The following is a 16,432-nucleotide window of genomic DNA, read 5'->3' on the forward strand; positions in this document are numbered from 1 at the left end:
AACAGCGGAAAGCGCAGCCACGAATTCTGGCCGTCCAGTGCAATGGAGGGCAGCAGCGCGTCGGCGGCCGTGTTGTGGATCAGCTCGCGGCCGTACCAGAGTTCGCCGCCCAGCGCGGCGAACTCTGGTACGGGTCCACCAGCCGCGACGGATCGGCGCCCGAGGGCGTGATGGTGTAGCCCGCCGCATGAATGGAGTCGCGCGCCAGCAGCTCCAGCTGCGCGGTGCGCTTCACCGCGTACTGCGGGCCGACCGGCGACGGCGCCAGCGTGAGGCTCCAGGGCGACAGCACCGGCCCGTTGCTCGATTCGTCGCGCACGCCCGAGCTCGCGCTGCCGTAGTACAGGCTGCCGCTGGCCGCCAGCGCGCGCAGCACCGCCGGGTAGACGAAGCGGCCGTCGGTCGCCTGGTGGTTGGTGCGATCGCCCAGGTCGGTCCAGCCCAGCGTCGGCGTGAGGTTGCCGCCGGCGCTGAACAGGTCGATCGCGGTCGACGGCGTCCACAGCGAGAACCAGGTCCAGCCCTCGCCCGGGTGCTGCGTGCCGTTGGCGCTGAAGGGCGTGCCGTGCGTGAGCGTGGGCACGCGCCCCGGATCGGCCACGCCGCCCAGCACCAGGTCGCCGCGCGCATCGAGCCGCACGCCGGCGTCGCCGGGAATCAGCACCGGGCCGCCCGAGGCGATCGACGAGCCCGCGACGTAGGGGCTGAGCGCGCGCGAGTCCTTCGGGCCGGGCGTGCCGAAGTCCAGCTCGATGCCGCCCACCGCGCCGCTTTCCAGCCGCAGCGCGCCGCGCAGGTTGGCAAAGACCCCGTTCAGGTCCAGCCGCATGCGGTCGTAGCGCTGGAGGCTGCCGGCCTGCCAGGTGGTGCTGGCAGGCACTGCGCGCACCTCGGGCGCCGGGTTCAGCGTGCCGCCGATGCGCACGTCCAGGTCGCCGCCGCCGGTCAGCAGCAGCTCGCCCGCGCGCGTCACGCGGCCGGTGCTGCCCACGGCGAGATGCAGGCCCTGGCTGCGCGCCACGTAGGTGGCGCTGTGGTCGCCCATCTGCTCCATCATCCCGGCGTTGCCGCCGGTCTCGAACACCAGGTTGCCGCCGCCCAGCGTGCCGATGCCGGTGAAGCCCACCAGATAGGGCCAGAGGCCGCCGAGGTCGTAGGTCGTGCCTTCGTGGCCCGCGACGTAGCTGCCGAAGTTGATCCACCACGCGGTGGGCACGCCCTCGGCGCCCGGCACCACGCTGCCGGTGCCCTGGCGCCACAGCCAGTTGCCGAGCATGGCGCTGGGCATCTGCTTGCGGAACACGCCCAGTTCGTCGGTCGTGCGGCGCATGTTGCCGCGCACGCCGATGGTGTCGCCGCGCGCATCGCCCTGCACGCGCATGCGCAGGTTGCCGCCGTGGTCGGGGTACCAGGCGCGGTACAGGCTCTGGCTGTCGACGAACTGCTCGAAGATGTCGTAGCCGCCGTTGAGCACCGTGCCTTGCGGGCCCTTGGCGCGCGGCAGGTGGAAGTCGGCGTCGTCCGCGCGCGCCGCGGCGCGCGTGCCGGCGGTGTAGATGCCGTAGGGCGAGCGCTGCGTGAAGTCGTTGCCGGCCAGCAGGTCCAGGTCGCCGGTGCCGGTGCGCACGACGCTGAACAGCGGCTGGCGCACGGGGTAGGACTTGAAGTCCCAGACCTCGGGGGTCTCGGAGACCAGGTCGCAATAGCCGATGTCGCACATGCCCCAGGACACTTCCTCCGGCGTGAGGATCACGCCCTTCCCGCCCAGGCCTTCGTCCTCCGCCTGCTGGTTCCAGGACCACACCTTGCCGCCGGAGACCAGCTGCTTCGTGAAGGCGTTGCCGTAGTGCGTGTCGGCCAGCAGCAGGTCGCGCTGCGGCCCGCGCGGCTGCAGCGCGCGGCTGTCGGCGGCCTGCGTGTCGGCGCCGGCCACCAGGCGCATCGACCACGACTGCGAGCCCTCGGCCAGCATCGGCGCGATGGCGAAGTTGCGGCCCTGGTTGCCGTCACCATCGGCCAGGCGCAGCCGCACCGACGCCGCGCCGCCGGGCAGCACGACCACCGTCTCGGCCGGGATGACGGCGCCGCGCTGCAGCGGCACCTCGCGCGCCAGCACCGGGCCGTTGTAGCGGTAGAACGGCGGCTGGTTGACGTCCAGCACGGCGCCGTCGGGGAACGGCAGCGGCACGCCGACCGGCCACAGCATCGGGCCGACCTTGGCCGCGCCCGCCAGCCGCACGCCGGGGTCCAGCTGCATGTTCGCGCCCAGCACGAGCGGCCGCGCCAGCACGGTGCCGGCCGTATGAAGGACCTGGCCGGACGCATCGCGCACCGCGCCGCCGAGCACGGTGCCCGCGGGCAGCGTGTAGCCCTCGGTGAGCACCGCGCGCACCGGCAGCACGGTGCCGGCGGCCAGGCTCATGGCCTTGAGCGGCGCCTGGAAGTTGAGCGCACGACCGGGCTGCAGGAAGGTGTTCTCGGCCAGCGTGACCACGCCGCCGCGCGGCACCACCACGTCGCCGCCGAAGGGCACGCGCCCTTTCAGCAGCACCCAGCCGTCGTCGTCGCGCGTGGCCGGCAGCGCCGAGGTGTCGAAGCCGTCGTTGATGCTGCCGTGGATCTTCAGGTTGCCGCCCGCGCGCATCACCAGCGCGCCGGCCTCGCCCGAGCCGTAGACGCCGGTGCGCTGCGTGCGTGCATTGAGGCTGTCGTAGCGGAAGGCCGAAAGGTCGAGGTCGCCGTCGATCTGCAGGTCGCCGTCGGGCGTCCGGCTCACGATCTGCACGCCGGGGCGCAGGTGGAAGGCATCGCCGTAGGCGCGCAGGCCCGCCAGCCGGCCGTCGACCAGCGCGCCGTTGGCCAGCACGTTGCGCATGAAGGCCGTGCTGTCCTCGTGCTTGGCCTGCAGGTAGGCCTGGTCGATGCGCTGGTAGGGCCGCCCGCTGATGTCCGGGTCGGTGCCCGTGGGCGCGTCGTCGTAGCGGAAGAAGCCGTTGACGGTGATCGTGCGTGCGCCCTCGATGCGCTGCGTGCCGCCGGCGTCGATGTCGATGTCGTTGCCGCGCGCGCCGCCCAGGCGCGGCGCGTTGAGTTCCACCGTGCCGAAGGCGCGCGGCGTGCCGTCCGTGCCGGCGCGCAGGTCCATGCGCGCGCCGCTCTCCAGCACGAGGCGGCCCTTGCCGCTGTCGATCTCGATGGTGGCGCGGTTGGGCGCCTCGATGGCCTGGCCGTAGCTGTCCACGCGCAGCCGCGTGCCGTGCGCGTCGAGCAGCGCGTTGCCGGCAATGGTGACGCCGTCGCGTGCCGCCAGCCGGATGCTGCCGACCTGCACGCCGCCGGCGTCCACGGTGCCGGCCACGGTGAGGTGGCCGCCGTCGACCGACAGGTTGATCTCGCGCGCCTTCAGCTCGTCGCCCACCACCAGGTCGCCCTGCTTGAGCTGGAAGCTGCGCTCGCCGACCACGCCGCCGTCGGTCAGGCGGCGGTTCAGGCCGGCGAAGTCGGCCAGGCGCTGCGCGCGCACGTCGATGCGCCCGGCCGCGTAGGGCACCGCCGTGCCGCCCGCGTCGTACTCGCCGCTGCTGCCGCCGGCGATGCGGCCCAGCAGCTCGACACTGCCGGCACCCGCGCCGAGCGCGGTGACGGCCAGCCGGCCGGCGCGGTTGTTCTGCGCCGACAGATCGATCTGCGCGCCCGCGGCCTGGCGCACGTTGCCCGTGCGGCTTTCGATCTCCACGTCGCCGCCCCAGCTGTACTTGTCGACGTCGAAGAAGCGCAGGCGCCGCCCGGCCAGGTCCAGCCGTGCGCCGTCGTTCAGCTGCACGTCGCCGTCGGCGCGCAGCACCAGCTTGCCGCTGGGCAGCACCACGGCGGTGTCGAGCGCCACGCTGCGCCCGGCGATGGCGATCTCGGCGCCCAGCGCGCGCGACGCTTCGGCGTCGGTCATCGTGGCCGGCTGCATGCCTTGCGGCGCGGCCACGCGCACGTCGCCGCCAGCGGTGTAGCGCATCACCGAGCCGGCCTCGCCGGTCAGGAGCGGCGTGTCGATGCGCAGCGCGCCGCCCGTGCGCACATGGCCCTTGGCCGCCTCGTCCCACGCGCCCTGCGACTGGTAGACCGAGAGCGAGCCCTTCTGCCGCGCCGTGACCTGCTCGCTGGCGTTGAGTTGCACCTCGCCGAAGCCCAGCACCAGCCGGTCCATGTCGTGCACGGTGTCCACGCGCATGTCGCGCGCGGCGCCCAGCTCGATGCGCCGGGCGTCGATCTGCAGCCGGCCGCTGCCGGTGCCCGCGCCGCCGGTGGCCACCAGGCCGGGCGGCGTGCGCGTGCCGTTCCACACCAGCACGTCGGTGTGGATGCGCGCCACGCTGTCGGCATCGCCCCAGCCGTAGATCGCGGGCGTGGTCAGCATCAGGCGCGCGATCGTCGACTGGCCGGTGGCGGGGTCGATGGTCGACAGCTGCGTCGAGCCGAAGAAGTTGACCGCGTCGCGCACGGTGAACACCAGGTTCTCCAGCGCGGGTGCGCCGGTGCTGGTGTCGCCGCGCAGCAGACGGTCGAGCACGGACTGGTTCAGCGTCAGGCCCGGCGGCAGCGCGCCGCGCGTGGCGGCATCGCCCAGCGCGCGTTCGCCGCCGACGTTGATGCCGCCCAGCGCCAGCACCAGGTTGCGCGTGCCGTAGCGCGTGCTGTCGCCCAGCGTGAAGGCCTGGTCGGTGGCGGCGGTGATGGTGCCTTCGGAATACAGCCGCGCGCCAGCGCTGCAGTTGCCGCTGGGGGCGCACACGCCGATGTCGATGCGGCCGGGGCCCGTTTGGCCGCCGCTCGATGCAGACGGCGGCTGGATGTCGATCCAGCCGTTGGACACCGCCAGCACGCTGCGCAAGCCCGGCTCGTAGATGTAGCCACGGCGCGAGTCCCAGGCCGCCGGCCCGCGGCCCAGCGTGTCGATGCCGGCACCGGACTCGACGGTGATGCCCGAGTCGCGGCGGTCGGTGACCAGGAACACCTCGCCCGCGCGCAGCACCGCGCCCTCGCGCAGCACGATGCCCTCGGCCGCGCCGCTGAAGCCCAGGCGGTTGGCGTCCCTCAGCCGGTCGGCCGCGGTGGCGTCCTGCACGAAGGTGCCCGCCGGCGCGCCGCCGATGGCCAGCTGCGCGGCGCCGATGGCGTTGAGGTCGCGCGCATGCAGCGAGGTGCCCTTGAAGTCCGGCGTGGGCGCGGCGCCGTCGCCCAGCACCTCGAAGGAGCGCGCCGTTCCGCCGAGCACCAGCGCCGTGCCGCCCATGCCGTCGCCCACCGTGGCGTAGCGCGCGGTGCCGGCGAAGCGCAGCGCGGGTTCGCCGGGCATCTCGCCCGCCGTGCCCTTCAGGCCGAACTGGAAGCGCAGCGCCTTGGCGTCGCGCTCCAGCAGCGGGCGCGGCACGCCGTCGCGCAGCGCCTGCGCCACGGCGAAGTCGGCATAACCGGTCTCGTTGTACTGCGCGTAGGTGCGCAGCACGTCGCCCGGCGTGAACACCGCCTGCAGCGGCAGCGCGTCATGGATGCCGGTGCCGGCCACGCCCAGTTGCGCGGGCGCGGTGTAGGAGCCGTTGCGCATCGCCGTCGCGCTGCCCGGGGCGCCGACCTGCGCGGCCAGCCCGTTGAGCTCGACGCGGAAGGCGCCGGGCAGCAGCGCGTAGGTAGAGGACATCAGCGTGTAGCGCCCCGGCGGCAGGCCGGGCACGCCAGCACCGACGGTGATCTGCCGGCCCACTGCCGGATCGCTCGCGCCCTTCTCGGCGCCGAGCGGCGCCTGCAGCAGCTGCACGCCCGGCACGATGGCATAGACCGGGTTGGTGGCCAGGCCGGGCAGCACGAAGCCCTTGCGCTGCGCGCCCACCTGCACCAGCGGGTGCATGCGCGCGTCGGTGGAGCCGCCGCGTCCGGCCAGGAAGGCGGTGCCGGTGAGCGTGCCGCCGCCCGACATGTCGAGCACCGCGCCCTCGCGCACGTCCACCGCGTGACCGGACAGCGTGATGGCCGGGCCGACGCCGGGCACGCGGTAGGCCACGTCCTTGCCGTTGAAGAGATAGGTCAGCCCGTCCTGCGTGCCGCCGTAGGGCATCAGCAGCCCGTCGGCGCTGACCGAGGTCAGGCTGCCCGCATGCAGCTGCACGGTGCTGGTGGCGGTGTCGCCGAAGACGCTGCCCAACGCGATGCCGCCCAGCGGCGCGCGCAGCACGCCGCGCTGCTCGATGTGGGCGGCGTGGAAGGTGAGCGAACCGAAGGCCGACTGCGGCATGGCCGGCGTGTCGCCCACGCGCTCGATCACCAGCCGGCGGTTCATGTCCATCTCGGCCTGGCGGGTGCCCCACTTGTCGATGACGTTGCGCTGGCCGACCTGCACCAGCCCGCTGTCGCCGGTGGCCGGATAGATCTGCGCCGCCGCCAGCGTGAGGTCGCCCGGCACGTAGAACCTGGCGTTGTTCGAGAACCGCAGGTCGCCGCTGCTGCGCAGCAGCGTGCGGTCGAAGGCGTTGCGCTCCACGACCAGCTCCTCGGGCACGTTGCGCACGATGGTGCCGCGCACGCCCTGCTGCACCATGCCCGCCAGGTCGATGAGCTGCGCGTCCAGCCGCAGCGAACTGCCGGCCGACACCAGCGGCACGCCCAGCGTGCCGGCCCCCCCGCCCGCGTTGCGCGAGCCGAGCACCGGGTTGGGCAGGATGTAGTCGTCGATCTGGGTGCGCCCGCTGGCGGCCAGGCGGATGTAGGGCGCGGCCAGCGTCACGCGCGCATCGGGCGCGGACGCATCGGCCAGCGCCAGCGCGGTGGTGGTCAGGCGCAGGCTCTGGCCCAGCGAGAGATCGACGCTGCCGTCGAAGGACAGCATGCCGTGGCTGAGCAGCGACAGGTTGTCGAAGCCGCCGTCGTGGATGCGGTCGACGCCGATGCGCGCCGTGCCGTAGGCCAGCGCGCCGTGCGCCTGGCCGGGGCGCAGGCCGGCGGCGTCGGCCACCGCGCTGCGGCCCTGCACCTGCGCCAGCAGCATCTCGCGCGGCACGCGCACCGCGTCGTCGACGTTCTCGCCCTTCAGGTTGTAGCGCGCCACCGTGCCGTAGATGGGCGTGTCCAGGTTCAGTGCCAGCATGCCGCCGGCCGCGCCCGCGCCACCCGCCGCGGCGCGCAGGTCGCCGTCCAGGAACAGGCCGCGGAAAGAACTCAGCGCGATGGTGCCGCCGTGGCTGGCGACCTCGGTGGCGCCACGGCCCGGCAGGTCGAGCGTCGCCGACGTGCCCGAGGCCTCCAGCCGCGCGCCGGGGCGCAGCACCACGAAGGCATCGGCCGCGTCCACCTGCGTGGCATCGAGCACGTGGCGCGCGCCGATCTCGATGGTGCCGCCGTTGGCCACCTGGCCATAGCGGTGGCCGCGCGCGTCGGTGGCCACCACCGGGCGCGCGGCGACGTCGATCAGCGCGTGCTCGCCGATCCAGTACGAGCGCGCGTTGGGCATGCCGTCGGCCAAATTGCGCGCGTTGCCCATGCCGTGCTCGCCCGGCAGCAGCGAGACGCGACCGCCCCAGGCCGAGAGCGTGCCATCGACCGTGATCTGGTCGTTGCCGCGCAGCGTGAGCGTGCGGCCGGGGTCGAGCGCGATGTGGGCGCCCTCGCCCACCACCAGCGGCGCGCGCTGGTAGAGCGTGCCGGCCTCCAGCGTCAGGTCGGCGCCGGCGCGCTGGGTGAGCTTCTGCTTCACCGGATCGTCCTGGTACACCGGCGGCATCCACAGCGGCAGCGCGGTGGACGGGTCGGCGCCGGTGGGCGCGAGCGCGCCGGCGACGGGGTCGAAGCGCTGCACCGGCATGCGCACCTCCACGCGCGCGCCGTCGGCCACGGCCACCCCGTCCTGGCCGCGCACCGTGTACTGCGCGAAGCCGCTGTGGAACAGGTCGGTGTCCAGGCGCAGCAGCGGCTGCACCGCGACCGCGCGCGGCAGCGCGGTGCCGGCGACGATCGCCGTGCCCGCGGGCATCACGGTGTCGGCGGCGGCCACCGTGCCGGCCTTGTACGACGTGGTCTTGGGCGGGATCGGCAGGCCCGAGGGGAACACGTCCCTGGGCAGCACGTAGCCCTGGGACAGCAGGGTGATGGCCGCCAGCACGCTGCCGGCCGGCACCGTCTGGCCCGGCTCGTAGCCCTTGCCGTCGAGCAGGAACGCCTGCGTGCCCGGCGGCACCACCCAGTCGGCGCCGGTGATGACGGTGCGCGCGTTGCTGACGCCGGGTTGCACGCTCTCCTTGAGCGCCTCGCCCGGCAGCGCGCGCGACACCGTGACGGCGAAGTCCATCGGAATCTCGCCGCCGGCCGCGATCACGTAGTCACCGGCCAGCCGCAGGTGCACGGTGCTGCTGCGTCCCGCCGCGAGCTGGCCGTCGCCGCCCGCGGGCAGTTCGCCGATGCCGATGGCCGCGCCGTTGGCCAGCGTCAGCTTGCCGCCGCCCTTCACCCCGTGGCCGCGCACCTCGCCGTCCATGCGCAGCGTGCCGGGGCCCGCGCCTTCGTTGCCGGGCTGGGCCGCCATCAGCGTCACGTCGCCGCCGCGGCCGCCGCGCAGTTCGTTGCCGGCCAGCAGGGCCGCGCCGCCCGACACGTCGACCAGGCTGCGCGCGCCGAGCACGACACCGCCGGTGCTGCGCAGCGTGACCTGCCCGCCGTCCACGTAGGGCAGGCCCTCGATGCGGTCGGGCGACTGCGCGATGTGGCTCCACAGGCCGCGCGCATCCAGCCGCACGCCCTCGCCCACCGCCACGCGCGGCGCGTAGCCGACCGGCAGCACGTCGGCAATGGAGATGTCGACCCAGCTGCCGCCGTTGGCGCTGGCGAAGCGGCTGACCAAGTCGCCCAGCGCGATGCTGCCGCCGCGCGCGACCAGGTCGGCCTCCACCGCCACCGTGGGCGCGTGCAGCGCGATGCTGCCGCCGGGTGCGACGGCAAGGGCCGACGTCACCGCCACCGTGTCGTTCGCATAGGCGACGACGCCGCCCAGGCGCTGGCGCTGCAGCCACTGGCTGTCGATGCGCACATGGCCCGCGAGCTCCTTCGGCAGCGCCTCGCCGGCGGCCAGCGCGGCGGGCGAGATCGGCGCCTCGGCGAAGCTGACGCGGTCGACCCGCGCGGAAGGGTTGTCGCGCAGCAGGCCGGTGGCGGCGTCGTAGACCGGCGCCACGCCGCCAATGACCAGGCGCCCGGCCAGCGGGGCCGCGGTCTGCAGCTGGCGGTAGCTGTCCAGGCCGGCATCGCGCTTGCGCTGCTGGCGCTCGCCCTGGAACACGGTGGCGTCGATGTCGCCTTCGAGCACCGCGGCGCGCGTGCCGACCTGCACCTGGCCGGCGTCGCGGCCCACGGTGTAGCCGTTTTCCAGCCGTTCGCGCGGCGCGATCAGCGGGTTGTAGAAGTAGCCGGTGGTGGTCTTGCCCCAGCGCGCGTGCTCGTCCTCGAAGCCGCGGTACAGGCCGGTGTAGACGATGTCGGCCGGCGCGGTCGACAGGTTGTACAGGCGCCCGTCGGGGCCCTTGAGCCAGCTCTGCTGCAGCCGGCCGGTCTGCACGTCGAGCGTGCCGCCGGCCACGTTGATGCGCGAGCCGCGCTGCGTGACCAGCTCGCCGCCGGCGAAGGCCACCGTGCCGCCCGACGCGGCCCATTCGCCGACCGTGTGGCCGTCGGTGTTGAGGTAGCCGCCGACCTCCAGCAGCCCGCCGCCGGTGTACCAGCGCTCGCCGACGTAGCCGTTGACGCCGGCCGCCACGCGCACGAGGTCGCGGCGGTCGATCCACATGTCCAGGTTGTTCAGGCGCTTGCCGTCGCGGTTGAGCGGCGCGTCGCGCTGCTCGTTGCCCTGCACGTTGATCTTCACGTTGTTCGACGCCATGGCCACGCCGACGCCGACCGCGCCCGCCACGTCGATGGCGGCGCCGCTGGCCACGCGCGTGCGGCGCCCGGCGCGCGCCTGCACCTGGCCGCCGGTGGCCAGAGTGAGCGAGCCGCCGTCGAAGTCGATGTCGCCGGCCGAGTCGATCTTCACCAGCGACTGGTCGCGGCGGTTGTAGCCGCCGTCGCTCAGGCGCATCGAGTCCTTCAGCAGGGTGTCGCGTTGCACGTCGAGCGCGGTGGCGCCGTCGTTCTCCAGCACGATCGCGCTGGTGCTCTGCGGCGCCAGCGTGACGCGCGCCTCGCCGGCTTCGCCCACCGCCCGCAGGTGCAGCGTGCCGCGCGTGTTGACCGAGCTGCTGGACAGCAGCACGCCCTGCTGCTCCACGGTCTTGCCGACCAGGGTCACGTCGCCGGTCGGCACGGCGATCAGGCCGGTGTTGCGCACGCGGCCCGCGGCGCTGCCGGCCAAGCGCAGCGGATCGACCTCGTTGCCGCGCGTGCTCGAGTCGCTGTTGCCGTCGGTGCCCATGCCCTTGCGGATCACGAAGGCGTCGCCGGCGGCCAGCACGGTCTGGCCGTTGGCGGTCGTGATGCTGCCGTGGTTGTGCGCCTCGCGCCCGGCCAGCAGCACGTAGCCGCCACCCTCGGTCACGCTGGTGGGCCGGCGCGTGGCGATGCGCGCACCGGGCTCCACCATCACGTCGGCGGTGGCCGCGCCGTGCGTGGCGCCGGTGGCGTGGAGCACCAGGTCGTTGGCCAGCACCGGCACCTGGGTGCTGCCGCGCGTTTCGCTGTACAGGCCCCGCTTGAACTGCGCGTCGCTCATGCCCACGGCCGCGGCCACGAGGTTGCGCGTGTCGACCTGGCTGCTGCCGCTGAACACGATGCCGTTGCGGTTCACGACCATCACCGTGCCGTCGGCCTGGATCTGCCCCTGGATCTGCGAGGGCCGCGCCTTCGGATCGTTCACGCGGTTGAGCACCGACCAGCTGGCCTGCTGGTCGAACTTCACGGTGGTGTTGCGCCCGACGTTGAAGGTCTCCCAGTTGAGGATCGCCTTGTCGGCCGTCTGCTCGACCGTGACCACGGTGCGGCCCGCGGCCTGGCGCTGCGAATCGGGCGTGAGCGGGCGTGCGTTGTGCCAGCCGGCGGTGAGCGCGTTCGTGTCGACCTTCAGGCCGCCTTCGGCCAGGCCGTCGGGCACCGACGGGTCGTGCTGCGCGGCGGCGCGCGCCGCGGCCTGCGCCGACTGCTGCGCCGCAATGGCGCGCGCCGCCAGGTTCAGGTTGCCGAGGGACTGCTGCAGCTGTTCGTTCGCACGCTGCTGCTGCGCCTGCGGCCCCGCGAGCATCGCGGCGGGCAGGCCGTTGGGCAGGCGGCCGGTGGCGAGCGCGGTGCTCTGCGCCATGTTCTTCTGCGCCATCCACGCGCCGCTGAACGCCTGCTGCGCCTGCGCGCCGTCGAACGCGGCGCCGCCGGCCAGCAGCAGCGCGATGGCGCGCACCAGCGGCGTGAGCCGGACCTGCGCGAATGCGGCGGACGAATAAGAAGAAGAGGACGCGTTCGGCGGATTGCGCCGGGACACCGTGCGGCGGCTGCTGCGTTGCATGCGGACTTCCATGGGTTCGTGTTTCGTTGCTCGATCGGGGCCACGAAGCGCAAGGGCCCGTGGACTACCGAGCTATGACAGCGAAGGTCCGGCGCGACTGCACCATGTCACGAAATCTTCACGAACACGCGGATCGGCACGCTGCGACGCACTTCAGGCGCTGGCGGCGCCCAGCAGCACGATGCCGCCGGGCAGCTGCGTGAGTTCGGCGCCGTACACGTCGCGCACCAGGAAGGCCACGTCGTCCAGCCGGTCGATGGAGAAGCTGGCCTGCACGCGGCTGCGGCCCAGCGCCTCGTTCGTGAGGATGAGCCGGCCGTGGCGGTAGCGGTTGACCTCGGCCACCACCTGCGACAGCGGCACCTGGTCGAACACCAGCTGGCGCCGGCGCCACGCGACGACGGGGCCGGTGTCCACACCGGTGACGACGCCGAGCCCCGCAGGGCCGTAGCGCAGCTGCCGGCCTGCGTCGAGCCGCGCCTGCTGCGTGCCTTGCGCCACATCGACCTGGCCCGCGAGGCAGGTCACGCAGACCTCGCCGTCGAGGTGGCGGATGTTGAAGCGCGCACGCGTGGCCGACACCATGCCGCCGCCCGCCGCGACCGTGACGCGCGCCGAGGCCGGGCCGCCGGCCAGCACCTCGGCCTCGCCGGACACCAGCTCGATGGCTTCGCCCGCATGCTCCGAGGCCGTGCCGTGACGCAGGTTGATGCGCGTCTGCGTGTTCATCTGCAGCACCACGCCGTCGCCCATGGCGACCTCGCGCTGCTCGCCGGTGGCGGTGCGGAAGTCGTCGCCCCACTCGGCCACCGAGGGCCACAACGCCAGCGGCGGCGACACCGCGAGGTAGGCGACCGACGCCGCGACCGCACCGCCCAGGAAGGCACGGCGTCCGGGCACCGGCAGACGGCGGGCCGCTTCGCGCGCTTCCTGCTGGCGCACGCGCTGCGCGGCCGGCGCCATGGCCTGCCACACCTGGCGCGCCTGCACGAAGGCCTGCGCGTGGTCGCGGCTGCGCGCGCACCAGCGCCGGAAGGCCTGGGCGTCGTCTTCGGTGGCCTGTTGCGAGCCGAGCCGCACCACCCAGGCTTGCGCTTCGCGTTGCAGGGTTTGCTTCATGGCCTCGGTCGCCTGGGGTTCTTCAGCGGTCATCATGGGGAGACTGTTTTCCGGCGCCAGGACCGAAGCGCTGGATGAAATCCCGCCCGAGCCGCTCGCAGCAATGTTCCAGGCCGGCGCGCAATTCCTTCTCGACGGTGCGCGCCGACACGCCGTAGCGCGCCGCGATGTCCTTGTGCGGCATCTCGTCGACGCGCGCGGCCAGCACGATGGCGCGGCGGCGGCGCGGCAGCTCGGCCAGCGCGCGCTCGAGCGCCTCGAGTTCGTTGCGCGCCTCGGCACCGCGCGCGGGGTCGGCGGCCTCGTCGGCCATGTCGTACAGCGCCTCGACCTCGCCCACGCTCAGCAGCCGCGCGTTGCTCTTGCGCTGGTCTTCCGCCACGTTGAGCGCAATGCGGAACAGGTAGGCCGAGGGGTAGCGCACGGCGCTGCGCACGGTCGAGTTCTCCACGCGCAGGTAGGCCTCCTGCAGCGCGTCGTTGGCGAGGTCTTCCGACCCGAGGCGGTGGTGCAGGTGCTTGCGGAACTGCGCGTAGCGCGCCAGGAACAGCGCGCGCAGCGAGGCCTTGATCGATTCGGACATACGACTCAGCCTGTGCGCGCGCGCAGGTACGGCCGGCAGTCGCGCGCCGGGTCGGGGCGCGGGGTCAGCAGCAGCGTGACGGGCTGCGGCAGCGCGGCCGGCGGCGGCGTGTCCAGCCCGAGCGTGCGCAGGCTGGCGAGCACGGTGGCGTCGCGCGCCGGCACGCCGCTGCCCTCGAGCAGGCGGGCCTCGGTGACGGCGCCCGCCGGGTCGATCCACAACTGGACCGCGAGCCGGTAGCGGCCGAAGGCGTCGGGCTGCGCGATGCACAGCACGCGCGTGACCGCCCCCTGCAGCACGGCCGCGTAAGCCTGCAAGGCCGGGGCATTGCCTGCCGGGGCGGCGCCCGCTGGCGCGCGTTCGTCCGGGACGGCAGTCGCCGGCTGTGCCGGCACGAGCGTGAACGCGCTGGCGCCGGTGTAGCGCGCCACCAGCCCGGTGCCCACGAGCATCCGCTGCAGCGCGTCGCGCGGCGCGAAGTCGCCCTGCACCGGCGACGCCTCGCGGCCGTCGGTGAGGCGGCTGGTGACGAGCACCGAATGCCCGGTGAGGTGGCCGAAGACGGCGAGGGAGCGTGCCAGCGGCTGCGCCGGCAGGTCGAAATGCAGCGCCGGCGCGTCGCTCGCCATGTCCTCGGCTGCCGCGGCGTGGGCGGCGCACATCACCAGCGCCATGACGAGGCACCAGGACAGTGTCAGGCCACCGCCCGATGCGGAAGTACGTGTCATGTGACGGAGGATCAACAGCAGCAACGAAGGGTCTGGAAAGCGGCCGTCCGCCGTGCGGCCCGGGTGAGCGTGCGGGCGAGACTAGCGACCGTGCATGACCGACATGTGACGTTTCGTTCACACTTCCGACCTCGCGAGATTCCGTCTTCTTCCTGACTTGCACGCGGTCCAGACTGCCCGGTTGGCCGTGATCACGGCACGGCGTTCCTTCTTCTTTTTTTCCTGGGGTGCAACGATGCGCGTCGGTGTGTGGCTGTTCGGCGTGATGCTCTCGGTGATCGGCACTGGCGCGGCGGCGCAGACGCCGCCCTCCGGTGGCGGCGAGGCCGACGGCAGCTGCGTCGAAGTGGTGGTGAATGGCGAGCGCACGCCCGCCTACGACTGCCTGACCCGCAAGCTCGCGCCCACGATGCCGGCACGCGGGCCGGACGACGCCGCGCCCGGGCTGGCCTCGGAAGCGATCACGCAGCGGCCGGGCAATCAGTTGGGCTTGTTCAACCGCGCGGCGACCGGGCACCGCATGGGCAACACCTTCGGCACCTCGGTGTATCCGCAGCGTCCGCCGCCGGCGGTGTACACCTCGCCGCTGCTGCCGCCCCGGCCCTGAGCGACGCCATGCGGGAAGAGAGGCCGGGCGTTCAGAGTTGCTGGGTCACCAGCACCACGAACCCGGCCAGCGAAATGGCGACGCCCATGGCTTTCCTGAAGGTCTTCAACATGTCGTGTGCTCCATCGGTGAGATCCGTGAGCCTCGATGGTGCGCCGCTTGCGGGCGCAGCGGGTTTGGCAATCCCGATGGCCGGGATAGAAAAACTTCAACCGCGGGGTGCGGATGAACCCGGTCAGCTCGCCCGTGCGCCGGTCCGGGCTTCGGCGAGCGACAGGCGCTCGCGGGCGAACTGGCTGGCCCGCAGTCGCACGCGCGCGACCGCGGCGTCCAGCGAGGGCTGCTGCATGAAGACGAGCACGCCGCGCTTGAGCCCGCGCAGGCGGAGTTCGGCCACGCCGGCATAGCGGCCGCCGGTGGTCTGGCGGATGTCGATCTCGCTGGACCAACCGTCGGAAAGTTCGACGAAAAGATGTTGCTGTGTGGCGCCCATGTCAGTGAGGAGCTTAGGGCTACTGCCGGCGCCGCCCTAGGACATAGTTCCTAGGTATTAGCATTTAATTTCGTTTAATAACAATTTCACGCGCTTCGCGCAAAGGGACACCATGTGTGAACATCCGCATGACTTTCGGCACTCGCGCCGAAACAGCGTGCCATCTAGGATGGAGCGGCCGTGATCCGTCTCCCTCTTTCTGCGCATCCTCCCGACCGGCCTGCCCCGCAGGTCGACACCGTCCGTCCCGATTTCCGTGCCGCCGCATGAAGGACGAGATCCACTCCGCCGAACACCTCTACACCATCGAAGTCGAGGGGCGCAACGTCACGGTGCGCGACGTGATGGTGGCGGCATTCACCTACCGCATCAAACTCGAGGAACTGCTCGGCTCGCCCCGGCAGGTCGCGCACTGCTACCGGCTCTGGCGCCGGCTCGAGCGGCTCGACGAACCGCCCATGACCCGCCTGGACATCAAGTACGCCACCGCCTGGCGCGACGCGCATGCGCAGGCCTGGCAGGTGGCGCAGGTGTTTCTCACCGACCCGCACACCAAGACCTTCGTGCTGCGGCTCGCCGCGCCCTAGCGCGCGTCAGCGCATGTGCGCCATGTCCCGGATGTCGGAGCGCAGCGCGCTGCGGTCGGCGCCCACGAGCGGCAGGTTGACCAGCAATTCGAGCCGGCGGCGCAGCGAATACAGCACCTGCAGCGCGCCATGCGCCGCGTCGTCCGGGCCGGTGTTGGCGCCGGCCACGTCGGGGTAAGGCCACAGCGCCGCATCGGGCTGGCCGGGCCAGCGCGGCTGCAGCGGTTCGAGCGAGGGGTCTAGCGTGATGACGACATCGGCGTTGTGCGATCCCGCGCGCGCCAGCAGGTCCCAGCTGCGCGGCGGCGAGGTCGGCAAGGCCATGCCGGCGCTGCCCAGTGCCTCGACGGCCGCGGGGTGCACGTCCGCCGCCAGCCGCCCCGGCTGCCCGCACGAGCGCACCGAAAAGCGCTTCGCATCGAGGTGGGCAAGACAGGCCTCGGCCAGCACGCTGCGCAGCGAATTGCGCCGCGAGACAAAGACAACCTCGATCCGTTTCTGCATGGTCGAACGACTATAGCCACGCCGTGTGGCAGGTGGGTGCCGAAGCACAGGGACCCTTTTGCAGACGCCTGTTTACCCCGGACCTGCAGACATGACAAATAAGTGTAAACACTCGTAAACCTTGCGGGACGGGTCGGCGTTAGAACCGCATGACAACCGACCCCTCCCTCGTTGTGCTTGCTTTCCTGGTCGGTCTTGCCGCGGGCGTGACGCTCATGAGCATGCTGGCGGTCCTGCGTTCCGACCAGGACCGCCTGCCGCGCTCCGAGCACACCCGGCTGTAAGGCAGA

9 protein-coding genes are annotated in these 16,432 nt (G+C 72.8%); 3 read left to right on the plus strand and 6 right to left on the minus strand.

The features are described 5' to 3' along the window. Positions 1 to 79: 79 nt before the first annotated feature. The 4 genes from AC1RAD_RS12610 to AC1RAD_RS12625 all read right to left on the minus strand — a co-directional run bounded on the left by AC1RAD_RS12610 (position 80) and on the right by AC1RAD_RS12625 (position 13,951). Positions 80 to 11,521, minus strand: a complete 11,442-nt coding sequence (locus tag AC1RAD_RS12610; protein ID WP_492735086.1) for a two-partner secretion domain-containing protein — start codon at positions 11,519 to 11,521, stop codon at positions 80 to 82. A gap of 153 nt (positions 11,522 to 11,674) precedes the next feature. Continuing rightward, a complete protein-coding gene (locus tag AC1RAD_RS12615; protein ID WP_492735087.1) occupies positions 11,675 to 12,640 on the minus strand; it encodes a FecR family protein in 966 nt (321 codons plus the stop codon). Positions 12,641 to 12,662: 22 nt separating this feature from the next. Next, on the minus strand, positions 12,663 to 13,223 hold the full coding sequence (locus AC1RAD_RS12620; protein ID WP_070061200.1) for an RNA polymerase sigma factor: 561 nt from the start codon (positions 13,221 to 13,223) through the stop codon (positions 12,663 to 12,665). A 5-nt stretch (positions 13,224 to 13,228) separates the two neighbouring features. Next, positions 13,229 to 13,951 carry a secretin and TonB N-terminal domain-containing protein gene (locus AC1RAD_RS12625; RefSeq protein WP_492735089.1) on the minus strand — a complete coding sequence of 241 codons (723 nt, stop codon included), beginning with the start codon at positions 13,949 to 13,951 and terminating at the stop codon, positions 13,229 to 13,231. 235 nt (positions 13,952 to 14,186) lie between these two features. Between AC1RAD_RS12625 and AC1RAD_RS12630 the strand changes: the two genes are divergently transcribed. Next, positions 14,187 to 14,558, plus strand: a complete 372-nt coding sequence (locus tag AC1RAD_RS12630; protein ID WP_095745878.1) for a hypothetical protein — start codon at positions 14,187 to 14,189, stop codon at positions 14,556 to 14,558. A 235-nt stretch (positions 14,559 to 14,793) separates the two neighbouring features. Here the strand turns inward: AC1RAD_RS12630 and AC1RAD_RS12635 are convergent, their stop codons facing one another. Continuing rightward, on the minus strand, positions 14,794 to 15,051 hold the full coding sequence (locus tag AC1RAD_RS12635) for a hypothetical protein (protein ID WP_492735091.1): 258 nt from the start codon (positions 15,049 to 15,051) through the stop codon (positions 14,794 to 14,796). Positions 15,052 to 15,317: 266 nt separating this feature from the next. On the opposite strand from AC1RAD_RS12635, the gene AC1RAD_RS12640 reads away from it, so the two are divergent. Further along, complete coding sequence (locus tag AC1RAD_RS12640; protein WP_062482657.1) at positions 15,318 to 15,638, plus strand: hypothetical protein; 321 nt, start codon at positions 15,318 to 15,320, stop codon at positions 15,636 to 15,638. Between the two features lie 6 nt (positions 15,639 to 15,644). Here the strand turns inward: AC1RAD_RS12640 and AC1RAD_RS12645 are convergent, their stop codons facing one another. Next, the gene (locus AC1RAD_RS12645; RefSeq protein ID WP_070061203.1) at positions 15,645 to 16,142 is read right to left on the minus strand and encodes an arsenate-mycothiol transferase ArsC; all 498 of its coding nucleotides are present in this window, start codon (positions 16,140 to 16,142) and stop codon (positions 15,645 to 15,647) included. 149 nt (positions 16,143 to 16,291) lie between these two features. On the opposite strand from AC1RAD_RS12645, the gene AC1RAD_RS12650 reads away from it, so the two are divergent. After that, positions 16,292 to 16,426, plus strand: a complete 135-nt coding sequence (locus tag AC1RAD_RS12650; protein WP_260684871.1) for a hypothetical protein — start codon at positions 16,292 to 16,294, stop codon at positions 16,424 to 16,426. Positions 16,427 to 16,432: the final 6 nt, after the last annotated feature.

It is taken from the genome of Variovorax sp. GW823-FHT04B03, assembly GCF_058796495.1.

Bases quoted from the DNA above. Each gene is read 5' to 3' on its own strand.
- AC1RAD_RS12615 (WP_492735087.1), bottom strand. From the start codon at position 12,640: ATGAAGCAAACCCTGCAACGCGAAGCGCAAGCCTGGGTGGTGCGGCTC.
- AC1RAD_RS12625 (WP_492735089.1), bottom strand. From the start codon at position 13,951: ATGACACGTACTTCCGCATCGGGCGGTGGCCTGACACTGTCCTGGTGC.
- AC1RAD_RS12610 (WP_492735086.1), bottom strand. From the start codon at position 11,521: ATGCAACGCAGCAGCCGCCGCACGGTGTCCCGGCGCAATCCGCCGAAC.
- AC1RAD_RS12620 (WP_070061200.1), bottom strand. From the start codon at position 13,223: ATGTCCGAATCGATCAAGGCCTCGCTGCGCGCGCTGTTCCTGGCGCGC.
- AC1RAD_RS12650 (WP_260684871.1), top strand. From the start codon at position 16,292: ATGACAACCGACCCCTCCCTCGTTGTGCTTGCTTTCCTGGTCGGTCTT.
- AC1RAD_RS12640 (WP_062482657.1), top strand. From the start codon at position 15,318: ATGAAGGACGAGATCCACTCCGCCGAACACCTCTACACCATCGAAGTC.
- AC1RAD_RS12635 (WP_492735091.1), bottom strand. From the start codon at position 15,051: ATGGGCGCCACACAGCAACATCTTTTCGTCGAACTTTCCGACGGTTGG.
- AC1RAD_RS12630 (WP_095745878.1), top strand. From the start codon at position 14,187: ATGCGCGTCGGTGTGTGGCTGTTCGGCGTGATGCTCTCGGTGATCGGC.
- AC1RAD_RS12645 (WP_070061203.1), bottom strand. From the start codon at position 16,142: ATGCAGAAACGGATCGAGGTTGTCTTTGTCTCGCGGCGCAATTCGCTG.